Genomic DNA, 17,110 nt, shown 5'->3' with positions numbered 1-17,110 from the left:
GTACGCGATGAGCGCACCCGACGACAACCCGGTCGGCGCCGAACGCAGCATCGGCCAGCTGTTCGCATCGGCGACGGCCGAGATGTCCGCGCTGGTGCATGACGAGATCGCCCTGGCCAAGTCGCAGCTGAAGCGGGACGTGAAGCGGGGCGCCGTCAGCGGCGGCGCGCTGGCGGCGGCGGGGGTGGTTCTCACCTTCTCGCTGCCGATGCTGAGCTTCGCGCTCGCGTACGGGATCAACGCGTGGACCGGCGGGTTCAACGGCGACGGCGGCTGGAACATGGCCTGGTGCTTCCTGCTGTCGTTCGCCGCCAGCGTGGTGATCGCGCTGCTGCTCGCGCTCGTCGGTGTCGCCTTCGCCAAGAAGGCCGCGAAGGGCAAGGGCCCGCAGAAGACGGCCGCCTCGTTCAAGGAGACGGCGGGCGTACTGCAGAACGCCAAGCCGCACCCCCGTGAGGTGACCGCGGACGGCCATGACACGAAGGCCATCGAGGCTGTGGCACGCTCGTCTTCATGACGGACCCTGCCACTCCTTCGGCCCAGCCACCCGGATCCTTCGTACTCCTCGACGTACCCGGCGGGCACAAGGTGACCCACCGGGACGTCGCGGCCAACGGTGCGCGCTTCCACATCGCCGAGATGGGGGACGGACCGCTGGTCCTGCTCCTGCACGGCTTCCCGCAGTTCTGGTGGACGTGGCGGCACCAGCTCGCCGCGCTCGCCGACGCGGGCTTCCGGGCGGTGGCGATGGACCTGCGCGGAGTCGGCGGCAGCGACCGTACGCCGCGGGGCTACGATCCGGCGAACCTGGCGCTCGACATCACGGGAGTGGTGCGCTCGCTCGGTGAGCCCGACGCGGCGCTCGTCGGTCACGACCTCGGCGGCTACCTCGCCTGGACCGCGGCCGTGATGCGGCCCAAGCTGGTGCGCCGGCTCGCGGTCTCCTCGATGCCGCATCCGCGCCGGTGGCGCTCGGCGATGCTGGCGGACTACCGGCAGTCGCGCTCGGGCTCGTACGTCTGGGGATTCCAGCGCCCCTGGCTGCCCGAGCGGCAACTCGTTGCGAACGACGGCGAGTTGGTGGGCAAGCTGGTCCGCGACTGGTCGGGTCCCCACCAGCCGGACGACGCGACCGTGCGGACGTACCAGCAGGCCATGTGCATTCCGTCGACCGCGCACTGCTCGATCGAGCCGTACCGGTGGATGGTGCGCTCCCTCGCGCGCCCCGACGGCATCCAGTTCAACCGGCGCATGAAGCGGCCCGTACGGGTGCCGACGCTGCATCTGCACGGCTCCCTCGACCCGGTGATGCGCACACGCAGCGCGGCGGGCTCGGGCGAGTACGTGGAGGCCCCCTACCGCTGGCGCCTCTTCGACGGCCTCGGCCACTTCCCGCACGAAGAAGACCCGACGGCCTTCTCCAAGGAACTGGTCAACTGGCTGAAGGACCCCGAACCGGACCGGTGAGCCCTGTTTGTTGCGGGGCTGGCAGGGGGAACGCCTGTGCTTCGAACGGCCAATTGCCTGGCGCATAGGCCATTTTGGGGAGGGTGAGGGCGGTTACCGACCATGGGGCAGGGGCACACGTCGGGGTATGGGCTGGACGCACGATTACAGTGACGCAGCACGCACTCGCCGCCCGGCGATGACGCTGGGCACACCCCAGAGGGGGGCGCCGGACAATTGGTCGGCGCACGACCCCCGGCTGGGCATTCCTCGTATCCTGCGGCGCCGCGCCCGGTGGGTGTCCGCGCGGATCAGGCACGGCAGTCGGGGCTGAGCCCCTCCCCCTTCAGAGCGCGCAGGCGTCCGTGTCGACCTGCTGGCTCGCCGCGCGGCCGCGCGCGATGTCGGTGCGGATCTCGTCGCCGGACAGCGCGTAACCCGTCTCCGAGTCGTCGAGAGACTTGGCGAACACCACGCCGTAGACCTGGCCGCCCGGAGTGAGCAGCGGTCCGCCGGAGTTGCCCTGACGGACCGTCGCGAACAGGGAGTACACATCGCGGCGCACCGTGCCGCGGTGGTAGATGTCCGGCCCGTTCGCCGTGATGCGGCCGCGCACGCGCGCGGGGCGGACGTCGTACGCGCCGTTCTCCGGGAAGCCGGCAACGATCGCGCCGCCGCCGCGCTGCGCGTCGGTCTCCGTGAACTGGAGCGGGGGCGCCTTGAGGGTCGGCACGTCCAGGACCGCGATGTCGCGCTTCCAGTCGTAGAGCACGACCTTCGCGTCGTACTTCACGCCCTCGCCGCCTATCTGGACGGTGGGTTCGTCGACGCCGCCGACCACATGCGCGTTCGTCATCACGCGGCGGTCGGAGAAGACGAAGCCGGTGCCTTCGAGGACCTTGCCGCAACTGGGCGCCTGGCCCACGACCTTGACGATGGAACGCTTCGCGTTGAGCGCCACCCGACTGCCCGCGAGCGCCGGGTCCGGCGGCTTCACATCGGCGATCGGCTCGTTGGCGAACGGGCTGAAGACCTGCGGGAACCCGTTCTGCGCGAGGGTCGAGGAGAAGTCGGCGAACCAGGTGTCGGCCTGCGTGGGCAGCGCCTGCGAGACGCCGAGCAGCACCTTCGAGCTGCGTACTTCCTTGCCGAGCGTGGGCAGCGTGGTGCCGGCCAGCGCGGAGCCTATGAGCCAGGCGACCAGGAGCATCGCCGCCACGTTGACCACCGCGCCGCCCGTCGCGTCGAGCGCGCGGGCAGGGGACCAAGTGATGTACCGGCGCAGCTTGTTGCCCAGGTGCGTGGTGAAGGCCTGTCCCACGGAGGCGCAGACGATCACGACGACCACGGCGACGACCGCGGCGGTCGTGGTGACCTCCGCGTCACTGGTGATCGCGTCCCACAGGAGCGGCAGCGCGTAGACGGCGACGAGGCCACCGCCCAGGAAACCGATCACCGACAGGATGCCGACGACGAAGCCCTGTCGGTAGCCGACGATCGCGAACCACACGGCCGCGGCGAGCAGCACGAAGTCCAGCACGTTCACCGATTCACGCCTCGCCTTGCATCTCGCCTCGCCCCTGTCGGCCTGTGCTCCTGATTCACGGCGCCCACCCTGTCACGACCGCCAATCGAGTGGGACCGTCTTTGATCGGTCCCAGGGGAGCTCCCATCCCGCGTAGTGCAGCAGCCGGTCGATCACGCCCGCGGTGAAGCCCCAGACGAGAGCCGACTCCACCAGGAAGGCGGGGCCCCGGTGGCCGCTCGGGTGGACCGTCGTCGCCCGGTTCGCCGGGTCCGTGAGATCCGCCACGGGGACCGTGAAGACCCGCGCCGTCTCCGCGGGGTCGACCGCCGCGACGGGCGAGGGGACCCGCCACCATCCCAGTACGGGCGTGACGACGAAGCTGCTCACCGGGATGTACAGCTTCGGCAGCACACCGAAGAGCTGGACGCCCGCCGGGTCGAGCCCGGTCTCCTCCCACGCCTCCCGCAGGGCGGCGTGCAGCGGCCCTTCGGCGAGCGGGTCGCCGTCCTGCGGGTCGAGGGCGCCGCCGGGGAACGAGGGCTGGCCCGCATGGGATCTGAGCGAGCCGGAGCGCTCCATGAGCAGCAGCTCGGGTCCGCGCTCGCCCTCGCCGAACAGGATCAGCACGGCGGACTGCCGCCCCGCCCCGTCCTTCGGCGGCAGGAAGCGGCTGAGCTGCTCACCGCGGACGGTGGCGGCGGCGTGCGCCACGGGATCCAGCCAGGCGGGCAGGCCCTCAGTGCGGAGCGTCACGTCCGAGGGGGGCGGCCCACCCGGTCCGTGCGCCCCGGCCGGCCCCTTCGCCCCGCCGCCCGTCCCGTCGATCTCGCTCACGTGCTTCATCGCCGCCCCCTCGCGGTGTGCTGGGCCAAGCCCCGACTGCCCTCCGATACGGTCCGTCACGCCTCCCGGCCGGCCAGGGGCGGCGCGGGGAGGCCGCCCGCGTCCAGGTAGGACCGCGGGGGCTTGAGGCGCTGGCCGGGGAAGCCGCCCTTCTCGTACTTGAGCAGCTTCTTGGCCTTCTCCGGGTCCGTCTCGCCCTCCCCGTACGCCGGGCAGAGCGGGGCGATCGGGCAGGCGCCGCAGGCCGGCTTGCGGGCGTGGCAGATACGGCGGCCGTGGAAGATCACGTGGTGGCTGAGCATCGTCCAGTCACTCTTCGGGAAGAGCTCGCCGACGATCCTCTCGACCTTGTCCGGGTCCGTCTCGTCGGTCCACTTCCAGCGGCGCACCAGGCGGCCGAAGTGCGTGTCGACGGTGATGCCGGGCCTCCCGAACGCGTTCCCGAGCACCACGAAGGCGGTCTTGCGGCCCACGCCGGGCAGCTTGACCAGGTCTTCGAGGCGGCCGGGCACCTCGCCGCCGAAGTCCTCGGTCAGCGCCTTGGCCAGGCCCATGATCGAGCGCGTCTTGGCGCGGAAGAAGCCGGTGGGCCGGATCAGCTCCTCGACCTCCTCCGGGTTGGCCGCGGCCAGGTCCTCGGGGGTCGGGTACCGCTCGAACAGGGCCGGCGTCGTCTGATTGACCCGCAGGTCCGTCGTCTGGGCGGACATGACCGTGGCGACGAGCAACTGGAACGCGTTCTCGAAGTCGAGCTCCGGGTGGGCGTACGGGTACACCTCCGCGAGCTCCCGGTTGATCTTCCGGGCGCGACGGACGAGCGCGGTGTGCGACTCGGGGCGCGCGGCTGCCTTCTTCGGGGTCGCCGTCTTCTTCGGGGCCACCGTCTTCTTCGGGGCCGCCGCCTTCTTGGGCGCCGCCGACTTCTTCGCGGGTGCCTGCTTCGGGGCGGCCGCCTGCTTGGCGGGCGCCTTCTTCGCAGGCGCCTTCTTCGCGGCGGTCTTCTTCGCGGGCGCGGACATCGGCTAGGCGGCCTTCCCCTGTACGGACACTGACTGGAGTACGGGCACGGCCCCGATCACGCTCACCGGAGCCGCCACCGGTCCCCAGGTCACGGCCTCGGGGGCACCTTTCTGCCTCTGTTCGCCCACAGCGGAATCAGGGTCGCTCGCCACCGCCTCGACCCCCTCCGCCTGCGCTCTCACCGGCATTTTGAACACTCGGCCAGCCTAAAGCCCGACACTGACATCCGCCCCGAAGCCAGCGGATCGCTCCACGATTGGCCCCCTCCCCCTCGGGTTGTGGCGCGGGTGCGGCAGACTTGTGTACGAGTGACTGATCACACTGTTTGGACCGTCCAGCAAAATGGGCAGTGGAAATGATCGACAACCGGGGCGATCCGGTCAGGTCGATCGGGTCCGGTCCCGATGCAGGCGACATAGGAGAGAAACTCGTGGACGACGTTCTGCGGCGCGCCCCGCTCTTCGCGGCGCTCGATGACGAGCAGGCCGCGGAGCTCCGCGCCTCCATGAGTGAGGTGACCCTCGCACGTGGTGACGCCCTGTTCCATGAAGGCGACCCCGGAGACCGCCTGTACGTGGTCACCGAGGGCAAGGTGAAGCTCCACCGCACATCCCCCGACGGACGCGAGAACATGCTCGCCGTCCTCGGCCCCGGCGAGCTGATCGGCGAGCTGTCGCTGTTCGACCCGGGCCCCCGCACCGCCACCGCCAGCGCCCTCACCGAGGTCAAGCTCCTCGGTCTCGGCCACGGCGACCTGCAGCCCTGGCTGAGCGTCAGGCCCGAGGTCGCCACGGCCCTGCTGCGCGCCGTCGCCCGGCGTCTGCGCAAGACCAACGACCAGATGTCCGACCTGGTCTTCTCCGACGTGCCCGGCCGTGTGGCCCGTGCGCTCCTCGACCTGTCGCGCCGCTTCGGCGTGCAGTCCGAGGAAGGCATCCACGTCGTGCACGACCTGACGCAGGAAGAGCTGGCCCAGCTGGTCGGCGCCTCCCGCGAGACGGTCAACAAGGCGCTCGCCGACTTCGCGGGCCGCGGCTGGCTCCGCCTGGAGGCCCGCGCCGTGATCCTCCTGGACGTGGAGCGCCTCGCGAAGCGCTCGCGCTGAGCAGACACCACACCCACGTAAGACGGGTCCCGCCACACCTCGTGGCGGGACCCGTCTACGTAGCAGCACCCAGCAGGCAGCACGCAGCACGGCACCGGGCAGAGACGCAGTCAGAGGCGCAAAGGGGAGCCCTTCATGACACAGCCGGCCGATCTCGTCACCCGTTTCGAGGCGGAGCGCGGGCGGCTGCGCTCCGTGGCGTACCGGATGCTCGGTTCGCTGAGCGAGGCGGAGGATGCCGTGCAGGAGGGCTGGCTGCGGCTCCAGCGGGCCGACAGCGGCGACGTGCGGAACCTGAGCGGCTGGCTGACGACCGTCGTCGGGCGGATCTGCTTGGACATGCTGCGGGCCCGCACGGCGCGCCGTGAGGACCCGCTGGAGGACGGCCCCGCAGCGGTCCGCGTCCCCGATCCGGTGATCCGCCCCGCCGACCCCGTCCACGAGGCGGAGCTCGCGGACTCCGTGGGGCTCGCGCTGCTCGTCGTCCTGGACACCCTCGCCCCCGCGGAGCGTCTCGCCTTCGTGCTGCACGACATGTTCGCGGTGCCCTTCGAGGAGCTCGCCCCGATCGTGGAGCGCACCCCGGCGGCGACCCGGCAGATGGCAAGCAGGGCCCGGCGCCGCGTGCAGGGCGCGACCGTGCCGCAGGACACCCCGCCGGCCCGGCAGCGCGAGGTCGTCGGCGCCTGGCTGGCCGCCACGCGCGCGGGTGACTTCGAGGCGCTGCTCGAACTTCTCGACCCGGACGTCCTGTTGCGGGTCGACGCGGGCGGCGGCACCGCCACCGGGCTGCTGCGCGGGAGCCTGGCGGTGGCCAAGCAGGCCGCGTTCTACGGAAAGCTGGCGCAGGCCGCCTACCCGGCGTTCGTGGGCGACAGCCTCGGCATCGTCCAGGTGCCCCGCGGCCAGGTCGTCGCGGTGCTCGCCTTCACGTTCAGCGGCGGCAAGGTCGTCGGCGTCGACATCATCGCGGACCCGCCGCGCCTCGCCGCACTGGACGTCACATGGCCGACTTCGTGAAACGGCCGTGGGGCGGCCTTCAGGCGGCTTTCAGGCGGCCCTAGATCAGCCCGTGTTCGCGCAGGTAGTCGAGCTGGGCCCGCACGCTCAGCTCGGCCGCTGGCCACAGTGACCTGTCCACGTCCGCGTACACGTTCGCCACGACGTCGGGGGCCGACGCGAACCCGTCCTCGACGGCGGTCTCGACCTGGGCGAGCCGGTTGGCCCGGTGCGCGAGGTAGAACTCGACGGCGCCCTGCGCGTCCTCAAGGACCGGACCGTGGCCCGGCAGCACCGTGTGCACCCCGTCGTCGACCGTCAGCGAGCGCAGGCGGCGCAGCGAGTCCAGGTAGTCGCCGAGGCGGCCGTCCGGGTGGGCGACCACGGTCGTGCCGCGCCCGAGGATGGTGTCCCCGGTCAACACGGCCTGGTCGGCCGGGAGATGGAAGCACAGCGAGTCGGCGGTGTGGCCGGGGGTCGGTACGACGCGCATCTCCAGGCCGCCCGTGGTGATCACGTCACCGGCGGCGAGCCCCTCGTCGCCGAGCCGCAGCGCCGGGTCGAGCGCCCGCACCTTCGTCCCGGTCAACTCGGCGAACCGGCCCGCCCCTTCGGCGTGGTCGGGATGCCCGTGCGTGAGGAGCGTGAGCGCGACCCGCTTGCCCGCCTTCTCGGCGGCGTCCACGACGGCGCGCAGGTGCGCGTCGTCCAGCGGGCCGGGGTCGACGACGACGGCGAGGTCGCTGTCCGGTTCGGCGACGATCCAGGTGTTGGTGCCGTCGAGCGTCATCGCGGACGGGTTGGGCGCGAGGACGTTGTACGCGCGCGTGGTGGCGGATCCCGAGAGGACCCCGCCACGCGGCTGGCCGGGCAGGGCGGCGGCTTCGGTCATGCGGAGGCTCCCCCGTTCTGCCCGCCGCGGCCGTTGCCGCCGGTCGGGATGTGCTTGGTGAACTCGTCGTGTCCCGGCCAGGACAGCACCAACTCGCCCTCCTCCAGGCGCGCCTGCGCCAGTACGGGGGTGAGATCGCGCCCCCGGGCCCCCGCGAGGGCGCCGCGCACGTCGTCGTACGCCTCCAGGGTGCGCAGCGTCGCGATCGTCGGCGGCATCATCGACAGCTCTCCCCCGTCGTACGCCGTCGCGGCCCGCCCCGGACCGATCCACACGGTGCGGTCGGCCTCGGAGGAGTCGTCGCTGGTGCGCTGGCCCGCCGGGAGTGCGGCCACGAAGAACCACGTGTCGTAGCGGCGCGGCTCGAACTCCGGGGTGATCCAGCGGGCCCAGGCGCCGAGCAGGTCGGAGCGGAGCACCAGGCCGCGGCGGTCGAGGAACTCGGCGAAGGACAGGTCCCGGTCGATCAGCGCCTGCCGGTCGGCCTGCCACCGCTCGCCCGTCGTGTCGTCGACGACGGTGTCCGGGGTGGGCCCGGCGAGCAGCACGCCCGCCTCCTCGAACGTCTCCCGTACGGCGGCGCAGACGATCGCCTGGGCCTCCAGCTCGGGCACGCCGAGCCGCTCGGCCCACTCCGCGCGCGTGGGACCGGCCCAGCGGACCAGCCGGTCGTCGTCGCGGGGGTCGACGCCGCCGCCCGGGTACGCGTAGGCGCCCGCCGCGAACTTCATCGACGTACGTCTGCGGAGCATGTGCACCTCGACGCCCTCGGCGGCGGTGTCCTGTCTGAGCAGCATCACCGTCGCCGCGCGGCGCGGAGTCGCGGGCGTGAGCGTGCCGGCGGCGAGGGCACGGATGCGTTCCGGCCACTCGGGGGGATACCACTGCCCATTTGCCATGGCCGGAGGCTAACCGGTGACGGCCAGATGTTCGAGAGGCACCGCCCACCCGGGGTGGCAGCCACGGGGCGCTGCCCCGGACCCCGCTGCTCAATCGCCGCAGGGGCTCCTTTTATCCAGCCCCGCCGGCGTTTGAGGCGCGGGGTCCGGGGCGGAGCCCCGTGGCGTGGGCGGAGGCCCCCCGCAAGCCACCCGCCCACGACTCCGCGGAGCGGTTACGCCTCGGTGAGCTCCACCTGGATCTCGACCTCCACGGGGGCGTCGAGCGGCAGCACGGCCACGCCCACGGCGCTGCGCGCGTGCACGCCCTTGTCGCCGAGGACCTCGCCGAGCAGCTCGCTCGCGCCGTTGATGACGCCGGGCTGGCCGGTGAAGTCCGTGGCGGAGGCGACGAAGCCGACGACCTTCACGACACGCGCGATGCGGTCCAGGTCACCGGCGACGGACTTGACCGCCGCCAGCGCGTTCAGCGCGCAGGTGCGGGCCAGGTCCTTGGCCTGCTCGTCGGTGACCTCGTCACCGACCTTTCCGGTCAGCGGCAGCTTGCCGTCGACCATGGGCAGCTGCCCCGCCGTGTACACGTACACGCCGGACTGCACGGCCGGCTGGTACGCGGCCACCGGGGGGACGACGGGCGGCAGGGTCAGGCCCAGCTCGGTGAGCCGCGCCTCCACCTGCCCGCTCATGCGTCCTTCTCCCGCTTCAGGTACGCCACCAGCTGCTCGGGGTTGTTCGGCCCCGGCACGACCTGGACCAGCTCCCAGCCGTCCTCGCCCCAGGTGTCCAGGATCTGCTTCGTCGCGTGCACGAGGAGCGGCACGGTCGCGTATTCCCACTTCTTTGCCATGGGGCCGACTGTATCCGCCGCGCTTGGCCGAAGCGTTCCGGAGGCTGCTGCGTGGATGTCGCACCTTCTGGTTAGGCTCGAATACGTGAGCAGGCTCCAGGTCGTCAGCGGCAAGGGCGGGACCGGAAAGACCACGGTCGCCGCCGCGCTCGCGCTCGCCCTCGCGACCGAGGGAAAGCGCACTCTCCTCGTGGAGGTGGAGGGCAGGCAAGGGATCGCACAGCTCTTCGAGACGGAGGCGCTCCCCTACGAGGAGCGCAAGATCGCCGTGGCGCCCGGCGGCGGGGAGGTGTACGCGCTGGCGATCGATCCCGAACTGGCGCTCCTCGACTACCTCCAGATGTTCTACAAGCTGGGCGGTGCGGGCCGCGCCCTGAAGAAGCTGGGCGCGATCGACTTCGCGACGACCATCGCGCCGGGCCTGCGGGACGTGCTCCTGACGGGCAAGGCCTGCGAGGCCGTGCGCAGAAAGGACAAGCAGGGGCAGTACACGTACGACTACGTGGTGATGGACGCCCCGCCGACCGGCCGCATCACCCGCTTCCTCAATGTGAACGACGAGGTGGCGGGGCTCGCCAAGATGGGCCCGATACACAATCAGGCGCAGGCGGTGATGCGGGTCCTCAAGTCCCGCGAGACCGCGGTGCACTTGGTGACCCTCCTTGAGGAGATGCCGGTGCAGGAGACCCTCGACGGGGTCACCGAGCTGCGCGCCGCGAAGCTGCCCGTCGGCCGGATCATGGTGAACATGGTGCGTCCCGCGCTTCTCGGGGAACCCGCCCTGGCACTGACAGGCAACAAGGAGATCAGGCCCGAGGTCACCGAGGCACTGACGGCCGCGGGACTCGGCAGCGCGAAACGGCTCGTCGGCCCGCTGCTCGCCCAGGCCGGGGAGTACGCCGAGCGCTACGCCCTGGAGCGCGCCCAGCGCGACCAGCTCGCCGCGGCGGGCCTCCCGCTGCACGAACTGCCGCTGCTCACCGAGGGCCTCGACCTCTCCGGGCTCTACACGCTCGCCGAGGAACTGCGAGAGCAAGGGATTCAGGGAACCGCATCCAGGACGGGACGCCATTCATGACGCTGACCCCTGAGGGCACGCTCGACGTGGACCCGCTGCTCGACGACCCGGACACCCGCATCGTCGTGTGCTGCGGCAGCGGCGGTGTCGGCAAGACCACCACGGCCGCCGCCCTCGGGCTGCGCGCCGCCGAGCGCGGCCGCAAGGTCGTCGTGCTCACCATCGACCCGGCCCGCAGGCTCGCCCAGTCCATGGGCATCGACTCGCTGGACAACACGCCGCGCAGGGTGAAGGACATCGACGACGCCGCGGGCGGCGAGCTGCACGCGATGATGCTCGACATGAAGCGCACCTTCGACGAGATCGTCGAGGCGCACGCGGACGAGGAGCGCGCGAGGGCGATCCTGAACAACCCCTTCTACCAGTCGCTCTCGGCCGGCTTCGCGGGCACGCAGGAGTACATGGCGATGGAGAAGCTGGGCCAGCTGCGCTCGCGCGACGAGTGGGACCTGATCGTCGTCGACACCCCGCCCTCGCGCTCCGCGCTCGACTTCCTGGACGCGCCCACGCGGCTCGGCTCCTTCCTCGACGGGAAGCTGATCCGGCTGCTCATGGCGCCGGCGAAGGTCGGCGGGCGCGCGGGCATGAAGTTCCTGAACGTCGGCATGTCGATGATGACCGGCACGCTCGGCAAGCTGCTCGGCGGTCAACTGCTGCGCGACGTGCAGACGTTCGTGGCCGCGATGGACACGACGTTCGGCGGCTTCCGCACCCGCGCGGACGCCACGTACAAGCTGCTTCAGGCGCCCGGCACCGCGTTCCTGGTGGTCGCCGCGCCCGAGCGGGACGCGCTGCGCGAGGCCGCGTACTTCGTGGAGCGGCTGGCCGCGGAGAAGATGCCGCTGGCCGGGCTCGTGCTGAACCGGGTGCACGGCAGCGGCGCGGGCCGGCTCTCGGCCGAGCGCGCGCTCGCCGCCGCAGAAAATCTTGACGAGCGCCGCATTGTGGATCAGGCGGGCGGGAAGGAAGAGGGTCGTGCCACTCCCGAGGCACTTCCCGAGGCTTCTTCCGAGGCATCCCCCGTGCCTTCCGAGGCCGACCCCATGATCGAGCCGACCATTGAACAACTGACCGCGGGACTGCTGCGGTTGCACGCGGAGCGCATGCAGGTGGTCGCCCGCGAGCAGCGCACGCGTGACCGCTTCACCGCGCTGCACCCCGAGGTCGCCGTGACCGAGGTCGCGGCCCTGCCCGGTGACGTACACGACCTGACAGGCCTCAGGGACATCGGAGAACGGCTCGCGGCCGGTGGCACTCCGGCCGGAGCTGCGTGAGCCGTACGTACGTGAGGTGGTCGGCGGTGCGCGGTCCGTCTAGCCGACGGCCGCGTACCTCTCGTACGTCTCGTCGTTCTCCAGCTCCACGGGCAGCAGGCCCGCGCCGCGCTCGTACTCCGTACGCGCCGTCTCGAGCAACCTGCGCCATGAGGTGACCGTGGGACGCCTGCGCAGCAAAGCGCGGCGCTCCCGCTCCGTCATGCCACCCCACACGCCGAACTCGACGCGATTGTCCAGCGCATCCGCCAGGCACTCGGTCCGCACGGGACATCCCGTGCACACCGCCTTCGCCCGGTTCTGCGCTGCTCCTTGAACGAACAGTTCGTCCGGATCGGTAGTGCGGCAGGCCGCCTGCGCACTCCAGTCGACTACCCAGCCCATACCGGCGCCGTCCTCTCCCGAATCGAGGCTCCCCCACGGCGGCAGCGGCATATTCACCGCCGCCAGTTGAGGACGTTACGGAAGGTGGGCACAGCGCAACACCCCCTTCGGGCCCAATCTTGAATGGTCCGAACGGACTATGCGTGAGCGGGAGATCACCCGACGGAGTGACCGATGGACATGCGTAATAACCCTGGCAAACCAGGACAGTTCACTTGGGTCACAACGGTCATCGAGTGACACACAAGGCGGATACGGACACCCCTCGGGCCCTACGCGAAGCGCCGCGCACGGGTCCGGAAATGACTACAAGAGGCACTTCATAAGTACCGGGAACGATTCGGGGTCGTCCCGCATCTTGATACGAGACCGCACTGCTGTGACAGTTGAGTGCAGCTTAGGCCAAGGCATATACGGCTGTCCGGAGAATCGACACGTAGGCTGCCCCGTATGGGAAAGAAGCGCTCGGGCGGTGGCGGCGGCCTTTCGCCGGCCCAACAGGCCGCCAAGTTCCTCGGAGTCAGCGTGCTCGCCGGAGCCGTGCTGGCCGGGATCGCCCTGCCCGCAGCAGGTGCCCTCGGCCTGGCGGCCAGGGGCTCGGTCGAGGGATTCGACGAGATCCCGGCGACGCTGAAGACTCCGCCGCTGAGCCAGCGCACCACGATCCTGGACAACCAGGGCGGGAAGATCGCGACCGTCTACTCGCGCGACCGCACGGTCGTGAAGCTCGACGACATCTCGCCGTACATGCAGAAGGCGATCGTCGCGATCGAGGACTCGCGCTTCTACGAGCACGGCGCCGTCGACGCCAAGGGCATCCTGCGCGCGATCAACGCGAACGCGCAGAACGGCGGCGTCTCGCAGGGCGCCTCCACCCTCACCCAGCAGTACGTGAAGAACGTCTTCATGGAAGAGGCGGGCGACGACCCGACCAAGCTGGCGCAGGCGACTCAGCAGACCATCGGCCGCAAGGTCAAGGAGCTGAAGTACGCGATCCAGGTGGAGAACGAGGTCGGCAAGAAGAAGATCCTCAACAACTACCTGAACATCACGTACTTCGGGCAGCAGGCGTACGGCGTCGAGGCCGCGGCCCAGCGCTACTTCTCCAAGCCGGCCAAGGACCTGAACATCCAGGAGTCGGCGATGCTCGCCGGCATCGTGCAGTCCCCCAGCCGCTACGACCCCGTCAACGACGAGGCCGAGGCGAAGAAGCGGCGCAACGTCGTGCTGCAGCGGATGGCCGAGACGCACGACATCACGCAGGCCGAGGCCGCCGAGGCCAAGAAGACCCCGATCGGCCTGAAGGTCAGCAGGCCGCAGAACGGCTGCATCACCGCGGAGCGCGGCGCGGCGTTCTTCTGCAAGTACGTCGAACAGGCCTTCAAGAACAACCCGGCCTTCGGCAAGACGCCCGAGGAGCGCGCCAAGATCTGGAACCGCGGCGGCCTGACGGTGAAGACGACGCTCGACCCGCAGACGCAGGAGTCCGTGCAGGAGTCGATCAAGCGGCACGTCTACCAGTCGGACAAGGTCGACGCGGCGGGCGCGTTCGTCGAGCCGGGCACCGGCAAGATCCTCGGCATGGGCCAGTCGAAGCCGTACGGCTCCGACGCCAGCAAGAACGAGGCGGAGATGAACTACTCCGTCAACTCCCGGGACGGCGGCTCCACCCTCGGATTCCCGACGGGTTCGACGTTCAAGCCGTTCGTGGCGGCCGCGGCCCTGGAGAAGGGCACGCCGGTGACGAAGCAGTACCCGGCTCCGTACCAGATGCCGTATCCGAGCCGGGTCCAGACGTGCAGCGGCAAGCCGTGGGTCAACGACGGCGGCTACAAGCTGGAGAACGAGAACGAGTCGGAGGTAGGCCCGTACCGCCTCAAGGAGGCGATGGCCAAGTCCATCAACACGTACTTCGTGCAGATGATCGGCGACATCGGCATGTGCCCGGTCGTGAAGATGACCGACAAGTTGGGCGTGGTGCAGGGCAACGGCAAGAAGGTGGACGAGGTGCCCTCGTCCATGACCCTCGGCTCGACCGGTCTGTCGCCGCTGACGATGGCCTCCGCGTACGCGGCGTTCGCCAACCGCGGCACGTACTGCACACCCGTCGCCATCGAGTCGATCACCGACCCCAACGGCAAGGCGCTCTCCGTGCCGAAGTCGAAGTGCTCGCGGGCGATGTCGAGGTCGACCGCCGACAAGATCAATACGCTGCTCAGTGGCGTGATCGACTCGGGTACGGGCAAGACGGCCGGACTCACCGGCCGGGACAACGCCGGTAAGACCGGTACCACCGACGGCCGTAAGAACGCGTGGTTCGCGGGCTACACGCCGAACCTGTCGGGGGCGGTCTGGGTTGGCAGCGCCTCGCAGGCGGTGCCGATGACCAACATCACCATCGGCGGCCAGTTCCACGACAAGGTCTTCGGCGCCGACACTCCGGGCCCGATCTGGCGCGACGCGATGACCGGCGCGCTGTCCGGCAAGGAAGCGCCCACCTTCAACAAGGTGAACATCCCGGACCCGGACAAGAAGAAGGACAAGGGCAGGGACAAGGGCAAGCCCGACAACGGCGGGGACGACGACGGCGGCAACGGCGACGCCGACCCGCTGCCCGGCATCTCCATCCCGCCGGACCTGATCGGCGGAAACAACGGGAACGGGCACGGCGGTCGCTGGGGCCGCTGAGGCCTCCCACGCGTACGCGACAGGAGGGGCGCACCCCGTTTGGGGTGCGCCCCTCCTGTCGCGTACGCGTGGCGTCCACGTGAGCCCCCTAGGGTGCCCCTATGCAGTTGTCGTCGACCACGTTCGAATTGAAGTCGATCCCCTTGGTCGGCTCGCCCTGCCAGTTCCCCAGGTACGCGCCGACAAGAACGCCCGTCGTCCCGTCCTCGATGTTCGGCAGGTTCACGTCACGGGTGGTGCCGGCACCGTTTCTGTTCCAGTACCAGTAGTGCGTCCCCGCACGATTGGTGATTTCAAGGTGCGCGACCGCGGAATGGCCGTCCTTGTAGTTGTCCCTGATCAGGAGATGCTCACCGTAGGACTTGAACGTCACAGTGGCTCCACCGTTGTCCGACACATCGGTACAGTCGTCCCCCGCGTAAGCCGGGCCGGCTCCGCCGAAGGTGACCAGGGCCACGACAGGGATGGCGGCTACTGCGACCCTGAGTGCCTTCTTCATCCTTCACTCCTCTCCTTTCGTGAGCCTGAGACCGATCAAGCCTCAGCTGTTGCGAATCCGCAGTTCAAGAGATTCCCGCTGTTCGTCTGGCAGACCATGAGGTCGATCTTCTGTCCCTCTGCGAATGTGGCATTGACCCGCACGCTGTCCCCCTTTCCTCCAGTGACCCACTTTTCGACGGAGGTCCGATAAGGATCGGTGTCGTCAACCGCCTCTATGTACACCCCCCTTCCGTCGGCGTAGTAGTCGCCCGCGGCCACGATCTCGTCGTATGAAGTGAAGGAGCCTTTAGAGGCCAGGGAGCCACTGGTTCCCTCGACGTAGTGTCGGATGGTGCAGTTCACTCCCCCGTCATCCCATGACGCATCGCAACTGCGAGTGGTGTCCGCGTACGAAACACCGGACACAGCGCCGAACAGCATCGCTGCCGCCGCTCCGACCACTCCGACCTTCGCGACCCTGCGCATGCTTCTGCCCACCTCTCTCGTTGGCTGAGCTGAACTTTGGCCGAGTTGAACTCTCGGACAGCTTCACTGACTGCCTTGTTTGCCTTCCGGACTCCCTCCGGACGCCACACTTCTGGGACACCCCTCACCACGGGGAACCGCAAATAGATCGACGGCGCTGTATTTCGGCACATCGCGCTCGAAGCACACCCTGTACTTCCGGGCCCGGGCCGGCTCGATGGGCTTCTTCTCTTTCGTGGCCTCGCGGAGCGAGAACCCGAGACCTCGGTCCGCGGTTTTCTTCATCGCCCCGTAGAGCGAACCGCCTGAGGAAACTCTCATGCGTTCTGAAGGTTCATGCCTCTCGGAGGCCGACCCCTTCCCGCACCCGGCCATGCTCATCGAGAGCGCCAGCAGGACAGGGAGAAGAGCCGGCAACAGGAAAGGGATCCCCTTTCGCCCCTGACGCCTTTCTGGACGCCTTCCGGGGAATGACATGCGAACCACCCATTTCGAGCGTGCACTCGATCACCGCGACGCTACGCAGACGAGATTGCCACACGCAATGCGCCAGGCCCCATTGACGTAATTACGCCCCAGCGGCCCATCTCTACAACCGGCGGAATTATGTCAACCCGAGAATGACGATTTGATCTTTCCCTGGGTTCCTGAATGACGTATTCCCGCCAAGCGGGGTGCCGGTATTGTCCAATATTGATACAGATCGAGAGCTTGCCCCACGGGTGCATACGATGCAAAATCGCCATTGATCGAGTTTGCTGGTTGTGGCCCGTAGAGGGGGTATCCACCCATGCATAGCCCACATATTGACGAATTCGACCTGTCGATTCTAAAAATGCTCTATCGGGGAATGGATGACGCAGCGATCGCACGAAGATTGCGGATAGGCCATCGAACCGTGCAGCGCCGCGTCCACAGAATCATGGTGCGCCTGAACGCCAAGGGGCGCGTCGCCCTGGGCGCGCGAGCACAGGAGTTCGGCCTGTTCCGGGCTGCGGATCCGGTCCTGCTGAAGACCGTTCGCATTTCTTTCAGGCACGCCACGAAAACTTGAACATCGATCAATCTCAGCACCACCGACAACCCACACCAAACCGCCCGCACGCCGTCCTCCCGGACGGAATGCGGCGGTTTTTCATGA

19 protein-coding genes are annotated in these 17,110 nt (G+C 69.4%); 9 read left to right on the top strand and 10 right to left on the bottom strand.

All coding sequences use genetic code 11. The annotated features are described in order from the left end of the window. Nucleotides 1–7 precede the first annotated feature (7 nt). From ACY34M_RS30465 to ACY34M_RS30455, 3 genes are all read left to right on the top strand, one after another. Nucleotides 8–517, top strand: coding sequence for a phage holin family protein (locus ACY34M_RS30465; protein ID WP_462721584.1), 510 nt, complete (start codon nt 8–10; stop codon nt 515–517). Then, nucleotides 514–1,467, top strand: coding sequence for an alpha/beta fold hydrolase (locus ACY34M_RS30460; RefSeq protein WP_462721585.1), 954 nt, complete (start codon nt 514–516; stop codon nt 1,465–1,467). Before ACY34M_RS30465 ends, ACY34M_RS30460 begins: the two co-directional genes overlap by 4 nt. A 127-nt stretch (nt 1,468–1,594) precedes the next feature. Continuing rightward, nucleotides 1,595–1,780 carry a hypothetical protein gene (locus ACY34M_RS30455; protein WP_462721586.1) on the top strand — a complete coding sequence of 62 codons (186 nt, stop codon included), beginning with the start codon at nt 1,595–1,597 and terminating at the stop codon, nt 1,778–1,780. 12 nt (nt 1,781–1,792) lie between these two features. Here the strand turns inward: ACY34M_RS30455 and ACY34M_RS30450 are convergent, their stop codons facing one another. From ACY34M_RS30450 to nth, 3 genes are all read right to left on the bottom strand, one after another. Beyond that, nucleotides 1,793–2,992 (bottom strand): MarP family serine protease, encoded by a 1,200-nt coding sequence (locus tag ACY34M_RS30450; protein ID WP_462721587.1) that lies wholly within the window; start codon nt 2,990–2,992, stop codon nt 1,793–1,795. Between the two features lie 72 nt (nt 2,993–3,064). Further along, the gene (locus ACY34M_RS30445; RefSeq protein ID WP_462721588.1) at nt 3,065–3,817 is read right to left on the bottom strand and encodes an NUDIX hydrolase; all 753 of its coding nucleotides are present in this window, start codon (nt 3,815–3,817) and stop codon (nt 3,065–3,067) included. Between the two features lie 56 nt (nt 3,818–3,873). Beyond that, entirely contained in the window at nt 3,874–4,836 is a 963-nt protein-coding gene (gene nth / locus ACY34M_RS30440; RefSeq protein WP_462721589.1) for an endonuclease III, read from the bottom strand. A 431-nt stretch (nt 4,837–5,267) separates the two neighbouring features. On the opposite strand from nth, the gene ACY34M_RS30435 reads away from it, so the two are divergent. Together ACY34M_RS30435 and ACY34M_RS30430 are read left to right on the top strand one after the other, a co-directional pair. Then, nucleotides 5,268–5,942, top strand: coding sequence for a Crp/Fnr family transcriptional regulator (locus ACY34M_RS30435; protein ID WP_462721590.1), 675 nt, complete (start codon nt 5,268–5,270; stop codon nt 5,940–5,942). Between the two features lie 135 nt (nt 5,943–6,077). Next, the gene (locus ACY34M_RS30430; RefSeq protein ID WP_462721591.1) at nt 6,078–6,962 is read left to right on the top strand and encodes a sigma-70 family RNA polymerase sigma factor; all 885 of its coding nucleotides are present in this window, start codon (nt 6,078–6,080) and stop codon (nt 6,960–6,962) included. A 40-nt stretch (nt 6,963–7,002) separates the two neighbouring features. Here ACY34M_RS30430 and ACY34M_RS30425 read toward each other — a convergent pair whose 3' ends face one another. From ACY34M_RS30425 to ACY34M_RS30410, 4 genes are all read right to left on the bottom strand, one after another. Continuing rightward, entirely contained in the window at nt 7,003–7,833 is an 831-nt protein-coding gene (locus ACY34M_RS30425) for an MBL fold metallo-hydrolase (RefSeq protein WP_462721592.1), read from the bottom strand. Further along, nucleotides 7,830–8,732, bottom strand: coding sequence for an NUDIX hydrolase (locus ACY34M_RS30420; RefSeq protein ID WP_462721593.1), 903 nt, complete (start codon nt 8,730–8,732; stop codon nt 7,830–7,832). The genes ACY34M_RS30425 and ACY34M_RS30420 overlap by 4 nt, the downstream gene beginning before the upstream one ends. 215 nt (nt 8,733–8,947) lie before the next feature. Beyond that, complete coding sequence (locus ACY34M_RS30415) at nt 8,948–9,418, bottom strand: RidA family protein (RefSeq protein ID WP_462721594.1); 471 nt, start codon at nt 9,416–9,418, stop codon at nt 8,948–8,950. Beyond that, entirely contained in the window at nt 9,415–9,579 is a 165-nt protein-coding gene (locus tag ACY34M_RS30410) for a DUF4177 domain-containing protein (protein WP_086020382.1), read from the bottom strand. Before ACY34M_RS30410 ends, ACY34M_RS30415 begins: the two co-directional genes overlap by 4 nt. Before the next feature lie 85 nt (nt 9,580–9,664). On the opposite strand from ACY34M_RS30410, the gene ACY34M_RS30405 reads away from it, so the two are divergent. Both ACY34M_RS30405 and ACY34M_RS30400 read left to right on the top strand, forming a co-directional pair. Further along, nucleotides 9,665–10,657 (top strand): ArsA family ATPase, encoded by a 993-nt coding sequence (locus tag ACY34M_RS30405; protein WP_462721595.1) that lies wholly within the window; start codon nt 9,665–9,667, stop codon nt 10,655–10,657. Next, a complete protein-coding gene (locus ACY34M_RS30400) occupies nt 10,654–11,931 on the top strand; it encodes an ArsA family ATPase (protein ID WP_462721596.1) in 1,278 nt (425 codons plus the stop codon). The genes ACY34M_RS30405 and ACY34M_RS30400 overlap by 4 nt, the downstream gene beginning before the upstream one ends. Before the next feature lie 39 nt (nt 11,932–11,970). Here ACY34M_RS30400 and ACY34M_RS30395 read toward each other — a convergent pair whose 3' ends face one another. Then, nucleotides 11,971–12,315: a WhiB family transcriptional regulator gene (locus tag ACY34M_RS30395; protein WP_356387178.1), complete on the bottom strand. Its 345-nt coding sequence runs from the start codon at nt 12,313–12,315 to the stop codon at nt 11,971–11,973. Nucleotides 12,316–12,765: 450 nt separating this feature from the next. Between ACY34M_RS30395 and ACY34M_RS30390 the strand changes: the two genes are divergently transcribed. After that, nucleotides 12,766–15,003 carry a transglycosylase domain-containing protein gene (locus tag ACY34M_RS30390; protein WP_462721597.1) on the top strand — a complete coding sequence of 746 codons (2,238 nt, stop codon included), beginning with the start codon at nt 12,766–12,768 and terminating at the stop codon, nt 15,001–15,003. Between the two features lie 88 nt (nt 15,004–15,091). Here ACY34M_RS30390 and ACY34M_RS30385 read toward each other — a convergent pair whose 3' ends face one another. Beyond that, a complete protein-coding gene (locus ACY34M_RS30385) occupies nt 15,092–15,502 on the bottom strand; it encodes a hypothetical protein (RefSeq protein WP_462721598.1) in 411 nt (136 codons plus the stop codon). Between the two features lie 35 nt (nt 15,503–15,537). Next, nucleotides 15,538–15,969 carry a hypothetical protein gene (locus ACY34M_RS30380; RefSeq protein WP_462721599.1) on the bottom strand — a complete coding sequence of 144 codons (432 nt, stop codon included), beginning with the start codon at nt 15,967–15,969 and terminating at the stop codon, nt 15,538–15,540. Nucleotides 15,970–16,759: 790 nt separating this feature from the next. Here ACY34M_RS30380 and ACY34M_RS30375 point away from each other — a divergent pair. Beyond that, nucleotides 16,760–17,023, top strand: coding sequence for a helix-turn-helix domain-containing protein (locus tag ACY34M_RS30375; protein ID WP_462721600.1), 264 nt, complete (start codon nt 16,760–16,762; stop codon nt 17,021–17,023). Nucleotides 17,024–17,110: the final 87 nt, after the last annotated feature.

The organism is Streptomyces sp. EDA2-14, from assembly GCF_054963755.1.
This window is presented reverse-complemented; position numbering and strand designations above follow the sequence as displayed.

Bases quoted from the DNA above. Each gene is read 5' to 3' on its own strand.
- ACY34M_RS30465 (WP_462721584.1), top strand. From the start codon at position 8: ATGAGCGCACCCGACGACAACCCGGTCGGCGCCGAACGCAGCATCGGC.
- ACY34M_RS30460 (WP_462721585.1), top strand. From the start codon at position 514: ATGACGGACCCTGCCACTCCTTCGGCCCAGCCACCCGGATCCTTCGTA.
- ACY34M_RS30455 (WP_462721586.1), top strand. From the start codon at position 1,595: ATGGGCTGGACGCACGATTACAGTGACGCAGCACGCACTCGCCGCCCG.
- ACY34M_RS30445 (WP_462721588.1), bottom strand. From the start codon at position 3,817: ATGAAGCACGTGAGCGAGATCGACGGGACGGGCGGCGGGGCGAAGGGG.
- nth (WP_462721589.1), bottom strand. From the start codon at position 4,836: ATGTCCGCGCCCGCGAAGAAGACCGCCGCGAAGAAGGCGCCTGCGAAG.
- ACY34M_RS30430 (WP_462721591.1), top strand. From the start codon at position 6,078: ATGACACAGCCGGCCGATCTCGTCACCCGTTTCGAGGCGGAGCGCGGG.
- ACY34M_RS30425 (WP_462721592.1), bottom strand. From the start codon at position 7,833: ATGACCGAAGCCGCCGCCCTGCCCGGCCAGCCGCGTGGCGGGGTCCTC.
- ACY34M_RS30420 (WP_462721593.1), bottom strand. From the start codon at position 8,732: ATGGCAAATGGGCAGTGGTATCCCCCCGAGTGGCCGGAACGCATCCGT.
- ACY34M_RS30415 (WP_462721594.1), bottom strand. From the start codon at position 9,418: ATGAGCGGGCAGGTGGAGGCGCGGCTCACCGAGCTGGGCCTGACCCTG.
- ACY34M_RS30410 (WP_086020382.1), bottom strand. From the start codon at position 9,579: ATGGCAAAGAAGTGGGAATACGCGACCGTGCCGCTCCTCGTGCACGCG.
- ACY34M_RS30400 (WP_462721596.1), top strand. From the start codon at position 10,654: ATGACGCTGACCCCTGAGGGCACGCTCGACGTGGACCCGCTGCTCGAC.
- ACY34M_RS30395 (WP_356387178.1), bottom strand. From the start codon at position 12,315: ATGGGCTGGGTAGTCGACTGGAGTGCGCAGGCGGCCTGCCGCACTACC.
- ACY34M_RS30390 (WP_462721597.1), top strand. From the start codon at position 12,766: ATGGGAAAGAAGCGCTCGGGCGGTGGCGGCGGCCTTTCGCCGGCCCAA.
- ACY34M_RS30385 (WP_462721598.1), bottom strand. From the start codon at position 15,502: ATGAAGAAGGCACTCAGGGTCGCAGTAGCCGCCATCCCTGTCGTGGCC.
- ACY34M_RS30380 (WP_462721599.1), bottom strand. From the start codon at position 15,969: ATGCGCAGGGTCGCGAAGGTCGGAGTGGTCGGAGCGGCGGCAGCGATG.
- ACY34M_RS30375 (WP_462721600.1), top strand. From the start codon at position 16,760: ATGCATAGCCCACATATTGACGAATTCGACCTGTCGATTCTAAAAATG.